20 protein-coding genes and 1 pseudogene are annotated in these 15,761 nt (G+C 64.7%); 12 read left to right on the forward strand and 9 right to left on the reverse strand.

What is annotated here, in order from left to right:
* Positions 1–67: 67 nt before the first annotated feature.
* Both SOM28_RS06995 and SOM28_RS07000 read left to right on the forward strand, forming a co-directional pair.
* On the forward strand, positions 68–817 hold the full coding sequence (locus SOM28_RS06995) for a phosphatase PAP2 family protein (RefSeq protein WP_320467674.1): 750 nt from the start codon (positions 68–70) through the stop codon (positions 815–817).
* Positions 818–831: 14 nt separating this feature from the next.
* Positions 832–1,668: a metallophosphoesterase family protein gene (locus SOM28_RS07000; RefSeq protein WP_123069740.1), complete on the forward strand. Its 837-nt coding sequence runs from the start codon at positions 832–834 to the stop codon at positions 1,666–1,668.
* Between the two features lie 158 nt (positions 1,669–1,826).
* On the opposite strand, the gene cls is transcribed toward SOM28_RS07000, so the two are convergent.
* Together cls and SOM28_RS07010 are read right to left on the reverse strand one after the other, a co-directional pair.
* Positions 1,827–3,215 (reverse strand): cardiolipin synthase, encoded by a 1,389-nt coding sequence (gene cls / locus SOM28_RS07005; RefSeq protein WP_320467675.1) that lies wholly within the window; start codon positions 3,213–3,215, stop codon positions 1,827–1,829.
* Positions 3,212–5,389, reverse strand: a complete 2,178-nt coding sequence (locus SOM28_RS07010) for a site-specific recombinase (RefSeq protein ID WP_123069553.1) — start codon at positions 5,387–5,389, stop codon at positions 3,212–3,214. Before SOM28_RS07010 ends, cls begins: the two co-directional genes overlap by 4 nt.
* Positions 5,390–5,599: 210 nt before the next feature.
* Here SOM28_RS07010 and SOM28_RS07015 point away from each other — a divergent pair, with 210 nt between their 5' ends.
* The 3 genes from SOM28_RS07015 to SOM28_RS07025 all read left to right on the forward strand — a co-directional run bounded on the left by SOM28_RS07015 (position 5,600) and on the right by SOM28_RS07025 (position 7,863).
* Entirely contained in the window at positions 5,600–6,634 is a 1,035-nt protein-coding gene (locus SOM28_RS07015; RefSeq protein WP_414675165.1) for an extracellular catalytic domain type 2 short-chain-length polyhydroxyalkanoate depolymerase, read from the forward strand.
* 34 nt (positions 6,635–6,668) lie between these two features.
* Complete coding sequence (locus SOM28_RS07020) at positions 6,669–6,944, forward strand: hypothetical protein (RefSeq protein ID WP_320467677.1); 276 nt, start codon at positions 6,669–6,671, stop codon at positions 6,942–6,944.
* A gap of 82 nt (positions 6,945–7,026) precedes the next feature.
* Positions 7,027–7,863, forward strand: coding sequence for a branched-chain amino acid aminotransferase (locus tag SOM28_RS07025; protein ID WP_320467678.1), 837 nt, complete (start codon positions 7,027–7,029; stop codon positions 7,861–7,863).
* A 63-nt stretch (positions 7,864–7,926) separates the two neighbouring features.
* On the opposite strand, the gene SOM28_RS07030 is transcribed toward SOM28_RS07025, so the two are convergent.
* The 4 genes from SOM28_RS07030 to SOM28_RS07045 form a co-directional block, all read right to left on the reverse strand.
* Positions 7,927–8,595: a YiaD family glycine zipper/OmpA-like lipoprotein gene (locus SOM28_RS07030; protein ID WP_123069557.1), complete on the reverse strand. Its 669-nt coding sequence runs from the start codon at positions 8,593–8,595 to the stop codon at positions 7,927–7,929.
* Between the two features lie 105 nt (positions 8,596–8,700).
* A complete protein-coding gene (locus SOM28_RS07035) occupies positions 8,701–8,847 on the reverse strand; it encodes a lmo0937 family membrane protein (protein WP_005671362.1) in 147 nt (48 codons plus the stop codon).
* Between the two features lie 87 nt (positions 8,848–8,934).
* The gene (locus SOM28_RS07040; protein ID WP_320467679.1) at positions 8,935–9,228 is read right to left on the reverse strand and encodes a hypothetical protein; all 294 of its coding nucleotides are present in this window, start codon (positions 9,226–9,228) and stop codon (positions 8,935–8,937) included.
* Between the two features lie 113 nt (positions 9,229–9,341).
* Complete coding sequence (locus SOM28_RS07045) at positions 9,342–10,061, reverse strand: outer membrane lipoprotein (protein WP_320467680.1); 720 nt, start codon at positions 10,059–10,061, stop codon at positions 9,342–9,344.
* Positions 10,062–10,259: 198 nt separating this feature from the next.
* On the opposite strand from SOM28_RS07045, the gene SOM28_RS07050 reads away from it, so the two are divergent.
* A complete protein-coding gene (locus tag SOM28_RS07050) occupies positions 10,260–10,982 on the forward strand; it encodes a Crp/Fnr family transcriptional regulator (RefSeq protein WP_320467681.1) in 723 nt (240 codons plus the stop codon).
* A gap of 46 nt (positions 10,983–11,028) precedes the next feature.
* Here SOM28_RS07050 and SOM28_RS07055 read toward each other — a convergent pair whose 3' ends face one another.
* The 3 genes and pseudogenes from SOM28_RS07055 to SOM28_RS07065 all read right to left on the reverse strand — a co-directional run.
* Positions 11,029–11,250, reverse strand: coding sequence for a YMGG-like glycine zipper-containing protein (locus SOM28_RS07055; protein ID WP_320467682.1), 222 nt, complete (start codon positions 11,248–11,250; stop codon positions 11,029–11,031).
* A gap of 20 nt (positions 11,251–11,270) precedes the next feature.
* A complete protein-coding gene (locus SOM28_RS07060; protein WP_123069562.1) occupies positions 11,271–11,597 on the reverse strand; it encodes a BON domain-containing protein in 327 nt (108 codons plus the stop codon).
* Between the two features lie 159 nt (positions 11,598–11,756).
* Positions 11,757–12,242: pseudogene (locus SOM28_RS07065) on the reverse strand (IS1595 family transposase); the annotation flags it as partial.
* Positions 12,243–12,364: 122 nt separating this feature from the next.
* Here SOM28_RS07065 and SOM28_RS07070 point away from each other — a divergent pair.
* The 6 genes from SOM28_RS07070 to SOM28_RS07095 all read left to right on the forward strand — a co-directional run bounded on the left by SOM28_RS07070 (position 12,365) and on the right by SOM28_RS07095 (position 15,540).
* On the forward strand, positions 12,365–12,751 hold the full coding sequence (locus SOM28_RS07070; RefSeq protein WP_123069563.1) for a DUF4398 domain-containing protein: 387 nt from the start codon (positions 12,365–12,367) through the stop codon (positions 12,749–12,751).
* Between the two features lie 78 nt (positions 12,752–12,829).
* The gene (locus SOM28_RS07075; protein WP_320467683.1) at positions 12,830–13,732 is read left to right on the forward strand and encodes an OmpA family protein; all 903 of its coding nucleotides are present in this window, start codon (positions 12,830–12,832) and stop codon (positions 13,730–13,732) included.
* 30 nt (positions 13,733–13,762) lie between these two features.
* Entirely contained in the window at positions 13,763–14,296 is a 534-nt protein-coding gene (locus tag SOM28_RS07080; RefSeq protein WP_123069565.1) for a ferritin-like domain-containing protein, read from the forward strand.
* Positions 14,297–14,387: 91 nt separating this feature from the next.
* Positions 14,388–14,732 (forward strand): ElaB/YgaM/YqjD family protein, encoded by a 345-nt coding sequence (locus SOM28_RS07085; RefSeq protein ID WP_229414938.1) that lies wholly within the window; start codon positions 14,388–14,390, stop codon positions 14,730–14,732.
* A 16-nt stretch (positions 14,733–14,748) separates the two neighbouring features.
* Entirely contained in the window at positions 14,749–15,135 is a 387-nt protein-coding gene (locus SOM28_RS07090; RefSeq protein ID WP_123069566.1) for a phage holin family protein, read from the forward strand.
* Between the two features lie 21 nt (positions 15,136–15,156).
* Positions 15,157–15,540, forward strand: coding sequence for a hypothetical protein (locus tag SOM28_RS07095; RefSeq protein ID WP_123069567.1), 384 nt, complete (start codon positions 15,157–15,159; stop codon positions 15,538–15,540).
* Positions 15,541–15,761 lie beyond the last annotated feature (221 nt).

The following is a 15,761-nucleotide window of genomic DNA, read 5'->3' on the forward strand; positions in this document are numbered from 1 at the left end:
ACTGTTCGGACATACAGTAAATTTTTGCGTGTGTGGTTTTTTCGCCAAGTCAGTCATAATCAATATCATGAGCAATGTCCTGCCCCGTCTTCAACGTTTTGCCGCCGCCCGCTTCTCGCCGGAAGGCGAGTACGGCCTCCATCTCACCGTCGGGATCGCGTTCCTGCTGCTGGCGATGGCGGGCTTTGCCCGGCTGGCCGATGCCGTCGTCGCCGGCGCCCCGATCACCCAGCTCGACATGGTGGTGGCCAACTGGTTGCACGCGCACGCCAGCCAGGGCGGCCTGCTGCGCGATGCGCTGCTGGTGCTGACCCATATCCACAGCACGCCGGGCGTGCTCGCGATCGCCTTCGGCGTCGGCGTCTGGCTGTACCGCCGTGGGCAGCGCTACTGGATTGTGGCGCTGGTCTCGAGCGTGCCGGGCGGGATGCTGCTCAATGTGGCGCTCAAGCATACCTTCGAGCGCGCGCGTCCCCATTTCGAGGAACCCATCCTCACCCTCACCACCTATAGTTTCCCGAGCGGGCACACAATGGCCGCCACCGTGTTGTACGGCCTGCTGGCCTGCTACTTCGTGCGTCATGCCAGGTCCTGGATCGGGCGCCTGCTGCCGTTCGTGCTGGCGGCGCTGATGATCGGCCTGATCGCGTTCTCGCGCATGTACCTCGGCGCACACTACCTGACCGACATCCTGGCCGCGCTGGCCGAGGGCTGCGGCTGGCTGGCGATCTGCATCGGCGGCGCCGCTACCCTGAACCGGCGCCGGGCCGCGCGCGAGCGGCGCGCGTCCGGTAGGGCGCCGCGGCAAGAAATATAAAAGGAGATTCCCGCATGCGCACCCTCGTTCACCTGTCCGACCTGCATTTCGGCCGCGTCGACCAGGCGCTGCTCGGCCCCTTGCGCGAACTGGTCGAGCGCATTGCGGCCGACGTGGTCGTGATCTCGGGCGACCTGACCCAGCGCGCGAAGGTCGAGGAATTCGAAGAAGCGCGCGCCTTCCTCGATTCGCTGCCCGGTCCGCAGATCATCGTACCCGGCAACCACGACATCTCGCTCTATAACGTGTTCCGCCGTTTCATGCGGCCGCTGGCGCGCTACAAGCGCTTTATCACCGACGATCTCGAGCCCGCGTTCATCGACGACGAGATCGCCGTGGTGGGCGTCAACACCGCGCGTTCGCTGACCATCAAGGACGGCCGCATCAGCCACGAGCAGGTGGCGGGGCTGCGCCAGCGCCTGGCCGGCCTGGGACCGGAGGTGACGCGCATCGTCGTCACCCATCACCCCTTCGATTTGCCGGAACACTTCGAAAAGCGCGACCTCGTGGTGCGCGCGCCGTTGGCGATGGAGGTGTTCGCCGAGACCAGCGTCGACATCCTGATGGCCGGCCACATGCATGCCAGCCACGCGGGCAGCACGGCGGCGCGCTACCAGATCGACGAATACGCGGCGCTCGTGGTCCAGGCCGGCACCGCCACCTCCACCCGCGGGCGCGGCGAGGTCAATTCCTTCAATGTGGTGCGGGTCGAGCCGCAGCGGGTCGAGATCGACCGCTATGGCTGGGACGTGGTGGGGGGCAGGTTTGCCTTGGTCACGACCGAGAAGTTCGTGCGCGCCGGGAGCATCTGGTCGCCGCATAGCGACGGCATGCTGGCGGCCGGCCTTTGAGACGGCCAGCAGCGCGCGCACGTCGTTCCCGCGAAGGCGGGAACCTAAGGTTGCATGCGTTGCCACTACTGTTTAATAGCGTGGCGGCTTAAAGGGCTTGGGTTCCCGCCTTTGCGGAAACGACGTGCATGCGGTGGTGATCGATGCGGGGTCCCGCGTCAGATCCAGTATTCAGTCAACCGCGACATCATCTCGCGCAACCGATCGCCCCACGGCCGCCGCTTCCAGTCGGCCAGCTTGATCTCTTTCGAGTGGCGCAAGTCTTCCCTGAACGCCGCTTCCATATCGCGTCCAAACTGCGGATCGAGCACCACCACATTGACCTCGTAATTGTGGATGAAGCTGCGGCGGTCGATGTTCGCCGAGCCGATCGACGACCACATGCCGTCGATCACCGTGGTCTTGGCGTGCAGCACCGCCACCTGCAGCTGGAAGATGCGCACGCCGCCTTCCAGCAGCTCGTGGTAGAACGACTCGCCCGCATACTTGATGAAGTCGTGGTCCGACACGCCCGGCAGCACCAGCTGCACGTCGACCCCGCGCTTGGACGCTGCGATCAGGGCGTCGACGATCTGCCGGTCCGGCACGAAGTAGGCCGCTGTCAGGTGGATCGACTTCTTCGATTCGCCGATCGCCAGCACCAGCGATTTATAGATTTCCGAATCGCGGTCGGGCGACGTCGCCAGCACCCGCACCACTTTCTCGCCCACCGGGGCGAGCTTGGGGAAGTACTCGATCTCGGGCAGTTCGCCCGCGTCCTGGTGCACCCAGTTGTCGATGAAGGCCCACTGCAGGGCGCCGACGGCCGGTCCCTCGATCTTGATGTGGGTGTCGCGCCAGCCCACGTCTTCTTGGTTGACCTTGCCGGCGCGCTTGTTCGAGCGGAACAGCGAGCTGTTGGCATAGGTGCTGCTGATATTGATGCCGCCGGTGAAGGCGACCTTGCCGTCGACGATCATGATCTTGCGGTGGTCGCGGTTGTTCAGCGCCCACTTGCCGGGCCGCTTGGTCGGGTTCACCGGGTTGAACACCAGCACGTTGATGCCGGCCTGCTGCAGGCGCTCGAAGAATTCCTTCGGCGTGGCCAGCGTGCCGACGCCGTCGACGATGATGTTGACGGTCACGCCCTCGGCGCGCTTCTGCATCAGGATCTCGGCGAACTGGGTGCCGATTTCGTCGTGGTCGAAGATATAGGTCTCGAGGTTGATCGAGGTTTTGGCGTTCTTCGCCGCTTCCATCATGGCGCGCATCGTGGCCGGGCCGTCGAACAGCAGCGAGACCTGGTTGCCGGCGATCAGCGGCACGCCGGTCGCCTGTTCTTCGAGCACCGCCAGCTGCTTGAGGTCGGGCGAGGCGCGCGCCCAGCGCCGCTTGAGCAGCGCCGCCGCCTGTCCATCCTTCATCTCGCCGCGTTGGGTGGCGACGGTGGGCACGGCCTTGTCGGGCGCTCCGGCGATGGTGCTGCGGTCGGGCAGGGCCTTGCATGAGGCGACCACGCAGACGAAACCGATGACGCCGAACCAGGCGGCGAAGCGCTTCTTGTTCATTTTGTTCCCCTCGAGGAGACGGTATCGGGCGGCGGCAACTGGCGATGCCGCGGACCCAGGAAGAATTCGACTGGCGAATAGGCGAAGCGCCGGCCCAGTGCCTGCACCAGCAGGATCCAGCGCTTGAAGACGATCTTGCGGGCGCGCAGCGCCACCCACAGCGCCAGGCCGAAGCTCACCAAGAGGTTGACGGTGCCGATCATCAGCACGCCGGCGGTGGCATTGGCGATCTGGGCCCAGCTCATGCCGTAGTCCAGCGCCACCAGGGCGGTGGCGAAGTTGGCGGCCGAGAAGGTGATGTGGCGGATGTCGATCGGCAGACCGAGCAGGAAGCCGATGGTACCGGTGGTGCCGAGCAGGATGCCGAAGAAGAAGTTACCCATCAGGCCGCCGAGATTGTCCTCGACATAGCGGCCCAGGCGCGCCGTGCGCTCGGCGCCCAGCAGGCGGCGCAGGCCGCGGATCTGCTGCACCCGCTGCCCCATGCGCGTGTACAGCGCCTTGTTGTCGTAGTAGCCCGAGATCAGGCCGGCCACGAACAGCCAGACGCCGGCCACGGCGGCGTAGAACAGCGCCGGGCTGTGCAGCGGGTCGATGTCGTTCAGCAGGTGCAGCGCCTTGATCGGGTCGACCAGGTGGTGGCCGGTGTACCAGCGCACGCCCTCGGCGATCGCCCAGGCCACGGGGAAGGCCACCAGCACGTTGCCGAGCACCGCCACCATCTGGGTGCGGAACACTTTGTTGACCAGTTCGGCCAGCTTGTCGACGTCGATGCCGCGCCCGGTGGCGGAGCGGTGCAGCGAGGCGGCGATGCGCTGGGCCGTCATGGCCGGCTGCTTGGTGGCGACCGTAAAGTGCAGCATGTGGATCAGCACGAAGCCGAGCGAGTAGTTCATGCTGAACAGGAAGGCCTCGACCAGCGGCGGCGTCCTCAGGTAACCCAGCAGGATCTTGAACAGCGCCATGAAGCCGACGATGAAGCCGGCGCCGGACGAGGACCACAGCATCTTGCGCAAGTCCTTGCGGTCTTCGGCGATGTAGTGCTCGCCGGTGCGGCTGGCGTTCTCGGTGACGTTGCGCGCCAGCAGGTGCACATTGTCGCGTACCAGGCCGCTGACCTGGTACTTGGTGTTGTGGGCCTCGATCAATTCTTCGGCCAGCGAGATCGCGGCGTGCTGGCGCGGAGTGAGCAGCGGGGCGTCGGGCAGCGCCAGCTGGCCCGGCTTGTCGGCTTGCGGCGCCACCGGCGGCACCACCTCGCCGTCGATGACCAGCTCGTCCATCACCTCATGGGCCGAGGCGGGGGCGGGCGAGGGCGTCGAACCCTTCTCGTCGGTGACGTCGACCAGGAACAGCAGCTTTTGCAGGCGGTCGATGCTTTGCTGCACCGCCACCAGCAGGTAAGTCAGGGCGATGCTGGTGCCATTCGACAGCGCCAGGCGCCGGATCTTGAGCACCACGTCCTCGCACTGGTCGAGCATCACCAGCAGGTGGCGTGCGTCGTCCGGACGCTCGCGCTCGCCGGCGAGATAGCGCGCGTATTCGTCGAGGTAGCGGTTGGCCTCGATGTTCTGCATCAGGAAGGGCGAATCGAAATTCTCGATCTGGCTGTAGCTGTGCACCAGGCGCGGCTCGAGGCCGAGCGCGCAGATGCGGCAGGACAGGGTGCGGATCGCGTCCAGCAGGCCCTTGAGCGTGACCACGCGCGCGCGGCCGGGCGCGCTGTCGTCCATCTGCGGGGCATTGGCGATCACGTCGAACAGCTGCATCCAGTCGCCGTCGGGCACCGCGCGGATCCATTCGTAGTCGTCCTCGCGGTACAGCACCTGGTCGAGCGCGTCCGATAAATACAGGTTGTCGAGCGCGGGCGGCAGGAAGCGGTAGGTGATGCGGCTCTTGAGTTCGGTGACGAAGCCGTCGTTCGACAGGATCCCGATATCGCTGTAAAGACTGGTGTGCCGCCGCTTCTCGAGCAGGGTCGTGATGTAGCGGCGCAGCGCCCAGGCCTGGGCTGGATTGCCCTTCAGGAGCTGGGTCAGCGTGCGCACCGCCTGGGCTGGATCGTCCCCGTCCTGCCACACCCAGCGCTGGCGCGGGCGCAGGTGGCAGACCAACTCGACCAGCAGGTCGATGTCGTCGCTGTAGGGATCGATCCGTTCGAGAGTAGCAAGCATGAAAACAATTTCTACTGGAAAGCCGTAGTGTACGCGACGAGGCCGGTAAATATGGTGTGGCAACGAACAGTAAGTCGGTGGAGGATGCCGCCGTCAGTTGCATATTTGCCAGTGCCGAAAAAATAGTACTTGCACCCGAATGTATTTCCTTGGAGCATGTATTCATTCCATGGCGCGCCGCCATCAACGCAAGGAGAACACGTGAAACGGATGATCTTGTCGACGCTGTTGACCTGGACCGCGCTTGCGGGCGCCGCCATGGCCGAGAACAGGCCCCTGCCGTCCCTCGGCGCCGACCTGGCCCAGACCTCGGTGTCCGGCCTGGGCGCTGGCGGCTTCATGGCGGCCCAGCTCGCGGTCGCGTATTCGAGCCGGATCGTGGGCGTCGGCGTCATCGGCGGCGGCCCGTTCTACTGCGCCGGCACCTATCAGAGCGGCAGTTTGATCGAGGTTGCGCAGACTACCTGCATGACGCCGTTCTCCAGCGCGGTCGGCGCCAATGGCGCCGTCTCTTACCAGAATGCAAGGCGGTTCGCCGTGGACGGCCGTATCGACCCCACCGGGAACCTGCAGCGACAGCGCGTCTACGCGGCCACCGGCGGCCTTGACGATACGGTCAAGTCCATGGTGGTCGAGCAGGTGGCGGAGTTCTATCGGCTGGCGGGTGCGCCCGCAGCCAACATCCGGTATGTCTTCAGTCGGGAGGCCGGCCATGGGATCAGCACCGACAACCCGGACGACCCGCCGTGCGGGACGACCGGGATGCCCTACATGAACAACTGCGGTTTCGTGCAGGCGCACGACGTGCTGCGGCACCTGTATCCGGAACGAACGGGCGCGGTCGACGGCAGCGCCCGTGGCATGCTGATCCGCTTCGACCAGAGCGAATTCCTGAACAACCCGCGCAGCAGCATGGATGACGAGGCATACGTCTACGTGCCGGACGCCTGCCGCGATGGCGGTTGCGCCGTGCACGTCGCCTTCCACGGGTGCCGCCAGGGTGCGTCCGATGTCGGCAGCCGTTTCTATCGGGGCGCAGGCTATAACGGCTTCGCCGACGCCAACCGCCTGATCGTGCTGTATCCGCAGGTACACAACTCCAAAGGCATTCCGTTCAATCCCAGGGGATGCTGGGACTTCTGGGGCTATTCGAACGGTCACCAGCCAGACTGGACTTTCGCTACCAGGCAGGCCCCGCAGATGCAGGCCGTGATGGCCATGATCGAGCGCCTGGGCCGCAAGTGACCGAACTCCACCATGTCGACGAAAGAGGAACATCATGCTGAACAACCCCCTGGAACTCGCGAACTTCCGCTTCATCAAGCGCATCGTGGTCGGCAACGACAATCCGGACCAGATGCGTAGCGAAGCCGAAGTCCAGTCGCAGATGGACCTGGTGAACCTCTGCCTGGGCTCGACGCCGCGCGGACGCATCCTCGGCCTCGAGAAGAATGTCAGCGTCCGCGACATCGGCGGCCCCGAGGTCATCATGCAATCGCTCGTGTATCACATCGGCTTCGAGCGCAAGCCTTACTTCCTGGATGAGGCGAAGTAGGCGAGGCGGCGCGGCCGCGGGTCTGGACGCGCCCGCGCCAGACCTTATACACTGCCATGGTTCAGCAATGTAGAAGGCAACCATGTACCTCACTTATTACAACGGCCAGTGGGCCGAAGGCAATACCCCCCTGTATGGCGCGATGGACCACAGCCTGTGGCTCGGTTCGTCCGTGTTCGACGGCGCGCGCGCGATCCGCGGCAAGCTGCCCGACCTGCGCCCGCACCTGGAGCGTGTGATCACGTCCGCCGAAAAACTCGGCCTGCGCTGCCCGCTGACGGTCGAAGAGATGGAGGCGCTGGTGCGCGAAGGCGTGGCCAAGTTCCCGCTCGATGCCGAACTCTATATCCGTCCGCTGGTGTTCGGTTCCGAAGGCTTCCTGATCCCGGTCGCCGAAAAAAGCCAGTTCGCGCTGACCCTGTTCGATGCACCGCTGCCGCCGTTCACCGGTTTCTCGGCCTGCCTGTCGACCATGCGCCGTCCGCAGCCGAATATGGCGCCGACCGACGCCAAGGCCTCGGCCCTGTACGCCAACTCGACCCGCGCGATGCGCGAAGCGAAAGAGCGCGGCTTCGACCAGGCCATCATGCTCGACGCCGAAGGCCATGTGGCCGAATTCGCGGCGTCGAACCTGTTCCTGGTGACGGAGGATGGCAAGCTGGTGACGCCGGCCCTGAACGGCACCTTCCTGGCGGGGATCACCCGTGCGCGCGTGATGGCGCTGCTGGCCGAAGCCGGCGTGCAGGTCGAAGAACGCAGCGTCAAGGCCACCGAGCTCAATACCGCGCGCGAGATCTTCAGCACCGGTAACTACGGCAAGGTCACGCCGTGCACCCGCTACGAAGACCGCACGCTCGAAGCGGGCCCGGTCGCACGCCAGGCGCGCGCGCTGTACCTGGCATTCACCGAAGCGACATAAGCAAGTTGGATCGTGAATGACAAAAGGCCGGCATTGCCGGCCTTTGTCGTTAGCGGAGAATGATCAGCCGCGCGCAGGTTCGGCGACGTAGATCTCGACGCGGCGGTTGCGTGCCTTGCCCGCGTTGTCGTTGTTCGAGGCAATCGGTTCGCGCGAGCCGCGGCCTTCGATGGTGATGCGGTTCGGGTTCACGCCGCGGCCGGCCAGGTAGTCGCGGGTGCGCGAGGCGCGGTCGACCGACAATGGCTGGTTGATCGAATCGCTGCCGGTGCTGTCGGTGTGGCCGATGATGACGACGTTGGTGTTCGGGTTCTCTTGCAGGGTCTGGGCGAAGCGCTGCAGGATAGGCTGGAAGTTGCCCTTGATGTCGGAACGGCCCGTGTCGAACGAGATGTCGCTCGGGATTTCCAGCTTCAGGCGGTTATCCTGGGTCTGGGTGACTTGCACGCCGGTGCCCTGGGTGGCTTGTTCCATCTGCTGCTTCTGCGCTTCCATGCGCTTGGACCAGATGTTGCCGATCACGGCGCCTGCGGCAGCACCGATGGCGGCGCCGCCGGCAACGCGGCCGCCTCCGCCGCCGCTGGTGGTGCCGCCGATCAGGCCGCCCAGGCCGGCGCCGATGCCGGCGCCGGTCGCGGTGCCGCGCTGGGTGGTGGACATGTCGGCGCAACCGGTGGCGGTCAGGGCGACGATGGCGATGGCGGCGGTGGTTTTGATGAAGTTTTTCTGCATTGTGGAACTCCTTAAGTAAAAAATCCGTTTCGTCGTCACGCCGTTACAGGCGCGACCGCGAAACGGATTGGGGTGCTGCGACAAGTGGAACTTGTCATTCTACTGCTATATGCCGCGTCCGCTGATCAGGCGTACCAGGATCATGATGACGGCGACGACGAGCAGGATGTGGATGAAGCCGCCGATGGTGTACGAAGTCACCAGGCCGAGCAGCCACAGGATAACGAGAACGACAGCGATGGTATATAACATGGTGGTTTCTCCTCTACTGTTTGCGCCGGTTGCGCTGTGATTCCAGTATGTAGTTGCCAACAGTCGCGTACCGTTCGATAACGTACATTAAACGCAACTTTTTTGTTTTCGCAAGCCGGGGATCCAGCCCATCATGCCCACCAGGCCGGTGCAGCCGATCAGGCAGGTGAGCAGGCCGCCTGCAATCAGGAACACGATGTCCTGCGGCTGCAGGTGTCCGTTCCCATCGGGCGCCGGCCCGGCCGACAGCAGGCCGAACAGAGTCAGTAAGATTCCCCAGACGATGATGCCGATCCACGCCATGCTGTTCATGCGCTTCTCCCACGGTTGATGGTGTCCCGCTTTTCGTTTCAGCGTGGTTCGATTGTCGGGGCAGCTCATCCATAATTCCGTGCGTTGGCGCACATTGCACTCAGGAAAAAGTTTGGCCGGGACGCTTGCGCAATCCCGGCCATGTGCTAGCCATGCAGCCTGAGTGGATCAGGCCAACAAATTCAGGCTACCGAGCGCAGTCGTCCCTTGACGATGCGCACGCGGTCGCCGCTGCTCCATTGCGGCTGGCTGTTCTGGCGGAAGGTGCGCAGGGTGCCGTCGTCCAGGCGCACGCGGATCTCGTAGCTGGTGGTGGCCTTCATATTGCCCTCGACCTGGTTGCCGACGACGGCGCCGCCGATCGCGCCGGCCGCGGTGGCCAGGGTGCGGCCGTTGCCGCCGCCGACCTGGTTGCCCAGCAGGCCGCCGATGACGGCGCCGCCGGCCGCGCCCAGGCTGCTGCCTTCGGCGCGCTGGGTGATGGTGCGGACCGACTCCACATTGCCGCAGTTCTCGCACCAGTTGCGCTGATTGGCGGCAACCTGGGTCGGCTTGCTTTCCGTGACCGGCGTCGCCACGACTGGCGCGGCAACCGGTGCGGGTGCTTGCACCGGCGCCGGCGCATAGGCCTGCTGCTGTGCTTGCTGTGCCGGAGCGAGCGGTGCGCCCGGATAGGCGGCATAGCCCGGCGCCTGCTGCGGGACATCCTGCGGCAGGGTGGAAGCCAGGGCCTGGCGGTCGGCTTCGGTCAGCGGGCGGTTGGCGGTGCCGCCGGTGGATGAGGGCAGCCAGCCCATGATGGCGGCGGTACCGACCAGGCTGAACAGTACAACAGCGGCCGCGGCCAGCAGCAGCAAGGGATGGGTGCGGTTCTTGACAGGAGTGTGTGGGGGCGTATTCATCTTTATTCCTTTCGTATGGCGTTGACGCCTCGGTACGATGATTGTCGTCAGGAACAACCCGAGCTTCCGTGCGTCACCGTACATACTCGCTCATGGGGCGACGGTTACGCTGGCTGAAATTGTTTGCAAATGTATCTGGAACGGGGCGTATCCGGCTTGCGCTGCGTACTGATCCTTACAATTTTCTCTGAGGAAAGAATGAACTCTGCCGTCCATCCGCCCGTTACCGATTGCAGCAGCAACCTGCTGCTGGCCGCGCTGCCGTCGCAAGAAATGGCGCGCATGGTGCCGATGCTGGACCAGGTCAGGGTAGAGGCGGGGCAGGTGCTGTGCGAGGCCGGCGATCCGATCGAGCACATTTATTTTCCCCACGATTGCCTGGTGTCCCTGCTGGGTGTGGCCGAAGGACGGATGACGCTCGAGGTTGGACAGGTGGGACGCGAAGGCATGCTGGGAGTGACGACCGCACTGGGCCACGACACGACCCAGGTGCGCGCCGTGGTTCAGCGCGCCGGCAACGCCAGCCGCATGGATGGCGCACGCTTTCGCAGCGAGGTCGAACGCAATCCGGTGCTGCAGAAGGTGCTGTACCGGTATACCGATGCGCTGCTGGCGCAGGCGATCCAGATCGCCGTCTGCAGCCGCTTCCACGTGCTCGAGGCGCGGCTGGCGCGTTCGCTGCTGGTCACGCGCGACCGCCTGCAATCCGACAAATTCCACCTGACCCATGAATTTCTGGCGCACTCGCTCGGCGTGCGCCGCGTCGGCGTCACCAAGGCTGCCAGCGCGCTGCAGCAGCAGGGCCTGATCGACTACAGCCGCGGCAATATCGAGATCCTCGATCCCGCCGGCCTGGCCGCGGCGGCCTGCAGCTGCTACGCGATCGTCAGGGAAGCCGGCGCCATGCCGGTCGCCAAGTAGAAACGCCCGGCAAGCCGGGCGTTTTACTGTCGGACGAGAACGCCGATCAGTTGGTGGTCTTGACCTGGTTGCCGATCACGCCGCCGACGGCCGCGCCGCCCACGGTGCCGAGCGCGCTGCCGCCGCTCACGGCGCCACCCAGCACGGCGCCGGCGCCGGCGCCGATGGCGGTGTTACGGTCCTGCTTCGACATGTTCGAGCAGCCGACCATGCCGAAGGCGGCGGTTGCCATGGTTGCGGTCACTACCAGCGATTTAATGGTTTTCATGATGATCTCCTTTGGTGGGGTTACTTCAGGCGCAGGTCATTCCTGACCGATTTGACGCCCTTGACGGTTCGCGCGACCGAGGCCGCCGCGGCTACGCTGTCGGCCGAGCTGACGAAGCCGCTGAGCCGGACAATGCCTTGGTACGTGTCGACATCGAGATCGGAAACCGTCAGTTCGGGATCGAGCCTGATGGCGCTGCGCACGCCGGCACTGATGGCTTCGTCATTGACGGTCTCGGCGCTGCCGAAACCGGGAATGCCTGAGGCACAACCTGCCAGCGGTCCGCAGGCCAGGACGGCCAGCAGGACTGGAATGCTTGCGTAACGCTTGATGCTCGATCCGTTCATTCGGGTATGTCGCTTTCTCGGTGACTTGGTTCAAGACTAGAGTCCGTTGCTAATTTGATCTGTTCGGCAACACACAATCGGCGCGCCGTGTTGTTACAGGTTGTTTCAGCGGTGCCGCGGTGCGAGCCCTGTTTGACTGCTGTGGAAATCAAGGCGCTGTCATCGTTTAGTGTTGAAACTGCCCAAGGCCGCTCGCAGCAATGTCTCCGGCGAATCGATGCGTTCCCCATCCACGGCCCAGCGCGAGCCCAGATAGTTGGGCAGGTAATGCGATGCCACGCCGTTGAAGCGCGCTAGCCACTGGCGGAAGCGCCGATGGTAGCTATTGACGTTCTGGACATGCACCGCGCCGCGCACCCGCTCGCCCTGGCGCAGACTGACGGCTTCGTGGCTGATGCCGGCCTCGCGGGTGAAAGCCCGATACGCCGTGTGCGCATCGGTGACCAGCAGGATGTCCGCTTCGAGCACCGGCAATAAATGCTCATGCAGCTGCGCCTTGGTGACCGCGCCCCGGCCTGGCACGAAGTCGAAGGTGCGGCCGTCGCGGTCACGCGCCACCAGGACGCAGTCGTGCTCCTTCGAGATGTCGCGCTTCGTCGCGACACCACCGCGCTTGCGCGCCGGTCGGGTCAGTCGGCGCGATCCAGCGGTTCACGCGATTCCACACGAAACGGTGACAGTGCCGAAATCAATGTGCGTCAACGAACTGAGTGCCGGACATAACAGGTTTATAACGTTCTCTACAACACTTCCCAGGAGAATATGCGATGAATAAACATCAAACGATGACCGGGCTTCGCCTCAGCTGCGCCGCAGCCGTGCTGGCACTGACTGCATGCGCGAGCCCCGACCAGGCCCCTGCAACGGCGGACGTGGCGGTGTCGCGCCACGCGGTCGAGAACGCCGTGTCGGCAGGCGCCGCCGAACTGGCGCCAGCCGAGATCAGCGCCGCCCGCGACAAGATGGGCCGCGCCAACCAGGCCCTGGCCGCACGCGACTACAAGCTGGCGCGCGAACTGGCGGTCCAGGCTCAGGCCGATGCCAAGCTGGCCCAGAGCAAGGCCGTGTCGGCCAAGGCGACCGCAGCCTCGACCCAGCTGAACGAAGACCTGCGCGTGCTGCGCGAGGAAGTCGACCGCGCCAACAACCAGTAAGACCAAGCTTCGAGGTTCGCATTTAACGCATGAGTCCGCGCCGTCGAACGGCGCTCCAACAAGAAGAGGAACAAGAACATGAAAAACCGTAAATCCGCCGTTTCGATCCTGGCCGCCGCCGTGCTGGCCGCCGCCTGCGCCAGCGCCCCGGTGACCACTGCGACCCTGGACCAGGCACGCGCCGACTTCGTCAGCGCCAATAACAATCCGCAAGTGTCGACCTATGCGCCGATGGAGTTCAAGCAGGCCAGCGAAGCGCTCGACCAGGCCAACCAGGCCGCGCATCGCCGCGAAAGCCTGGAAGACGTCGACCGCCTGGCCTACGTCGCCAAGCAGCGCATTGCCACCGCGCAGGAAGTCGCCAAGGCCAAGGCCGCCGAAGCCGATATCGCCGATGCGGGACGCCAGCGCGACCAGGTCCGCCTCGAGGCGCGCACCGCCGAAGCCGAACGCGCCAAGCGCGAGGCCGAGGCCGCCACCGCCGCGGCCCAGCAGGCGCAGGCACAGGCCCAGGCCGCCCAGCAGCAGAACGCCGCCCTGAGCGAGCGCGCCGCCCACCTGGAAGCCTTGCTGAACGACATCCAGGCCGTCAAGACCGAGCGCGGCTACGTGGTGACGATCGGCGACGTGCTGTTCGCCACCAACCAGGCGAACCTGAATCCGAACGGAATGTCGACCCTGCGCAAGCTGGCCGATGTGATGCGCGAGAACCCGGACCGTACGGTGCTGGTCGAAGGGTTTACGGACAGTACCGGCAGCGCGAGCTACAACCAGGACCTGTCGCAGCGCCGCGCCAACGCGGTCGCCAGCGCCCTGGGCGAACTGGGCGTGCCGCGCGACCGCATTTCGATGAAGGCCTATGGCCAGGCATTCCCGGTGGCGTCGAACGACAACGCATCCGGCCGCCAGCAGAACCGCCGCGTCGAGATCGTGCTGTCCAACGATGGCGCGCAGATTCCCCCACGCGCAGCAATGCGTTGAACCACACTGAACACTGATTAAGGAAACACCATGGAACAGACCAACAACCTGGCACACGGCTTCGACATCGAGGCGATTCGCCGCGCGGCAGCCAACCTCGACGACGGCGCCGTCACCGAGGGTTACCAGGCCGACCGCGAAGCGGTCATCGCGATGCTCAACGACGCCCTGGCCACCGAACTGCTGTGCGTGATGCGCTACAAGCGCCATTACTACACGGTGGCCGGCCCCAACACGGGGCACATCAAGGCTGAGTTCCTCGAGCACGCCCAGCAAGAGCAGGACCACGCCGACCGCATCGCCGAACGCATCGTTCAGCTCAATGGCTCGCCCAACTTCAACCCGTCCACGTTCACCGCGCGCAGCCATGCCGAGTACGACGAGTCCGACGACGTGCAGGCGATGGTGCGGGCCGACCTGATCGCCGAGCGGGTGGCGATCGAGTCTTACCGCCAGATGATCGCGGCGATCGGCGACAAGGATCCGACCACGCGCAATATGCTTATCGACATCATGGCGATGGAAGAAGAGCATGCCGACGACCTGCGCGACCTGATGGCGTGAGTCGTCAGCCGCGAACCAGCCGGGCCAGGATGACGGCCCCGGCCTGTTCGCGGCCGGTTTTTCAATGATTTTTCAGTGACAGGAGTAGAACATGCTAGAAACTTCCCGCAACACCAACGGCAGCATGCACCCGATCAGCGGCAGCACCTATGCGACCCAGTCCGACATGAAGGCGCTGGTGCGCGATGCCCAGTCGATGCTGACCGCGGCCGCTTCGCTGACCGGCGAGAAGGCCGAGGAACTGCGCGCGCGTGGCATGGAGCTGCTCGACCGCGCCTTGGGTGGCGCCAGCCTGCTGCCGACCCAGGCCGTGGAGAAGGGCAAGGAACTGGCCCACACGGCCGATGTCTACGTTAAGGACAATCCGTGGCGCACGATGGCGATCGCGGCCGGCGTCGGTGTGCTGCTCGGCATCCTGCTGAGCCGCAAACATTAACGCCGGGGGAATAGACGTGGATAAACAAGAAGCGATCGTACACAACCCTGGTGTCATCAGTGGCATATCGAGCCTGTTCAAGAGCCTGTTCGGGCTGGCGGTCTCGCGCGTTGAACTGGCGGCGCTCGAGCTGTCCGAGATCCGCAATCACGTAATCGAGCTGCTGGCCATCTTCGCGGCGGCGGTGCTGGCGGTCTGGTTCGCCATCGCCTTCGGCGCCATGACGGTGGTTGCGCTGGCCTGGGAATCGATGGGCTGGACCATCCTGCTGATCATGTTCGCGGTCTTCGCCCTGATCACGGCGGTGCTGGTGACGAAGGGACTGGCGCTGCTCAAGCAGAACAAGCTGGCCTTCCCGGCGACGATGAAAGAACTCAAGAACGACCGCGAGATGTTGATGTAAGGGCTCACCAAGGGAGAAGGTATGCAGAATCAAAACGGAACGACAGGATTGGCCGGTCACCAGCACAGCCTGGATCCGGCGGTGCGCAAGGCAGAGCTGTTGCGTGAAGGCGAGTTCTTCCGAGCAGGCGTGGCGCATGCCAAGGCCAGCATCCAGTACGGCATCAAGCCCGAAGTCATGCTGCACTCGGCGATGGATCACGCCACCTGGGCCTTGCGTGCCCGGGCCGATGCCATGCTCAAGCCTACCGGAACCAATGTGTCGGTGCTGTTGCCATATGCGCTGGGCGTGATCAATTTCGTGCGCCAGCGCCGGCTGGGCAAGCCAGCGGCGGGCGCCGCCCTGGTGCTGGGCGCACTGGGCTGGTACGTCAATCGCAAACGGGCGCAGCAAATACCAGAATAAGGGTAAGCTGTATTCCAGACGTTGCCGCAAGGGGTCTTGCGGCAACCGCCAGCCGGAACACGGGCTGGAACATGCAGTTAGAGTACCGAAGTTGGAGCACCGAAGTTAGTGCACGACTATGAGCGATCGCGCCGCCATCAAGAACGACAGGGCGGATCGTGTTGTACAGAATATGGTGGGGCTTGAGCGGCGTCGCAATCGGGGATTGGACGCCGTCTTTT

Source organism: Massilia sp. CFBP9026 (assembly GCF_034045165.1).
Lineage (GTDB): Bacteria > Pseudomonadota > Gammaproteobacteria > Burkholderiales > Burkholderiaceae_D > Telluria > Telluria arenae.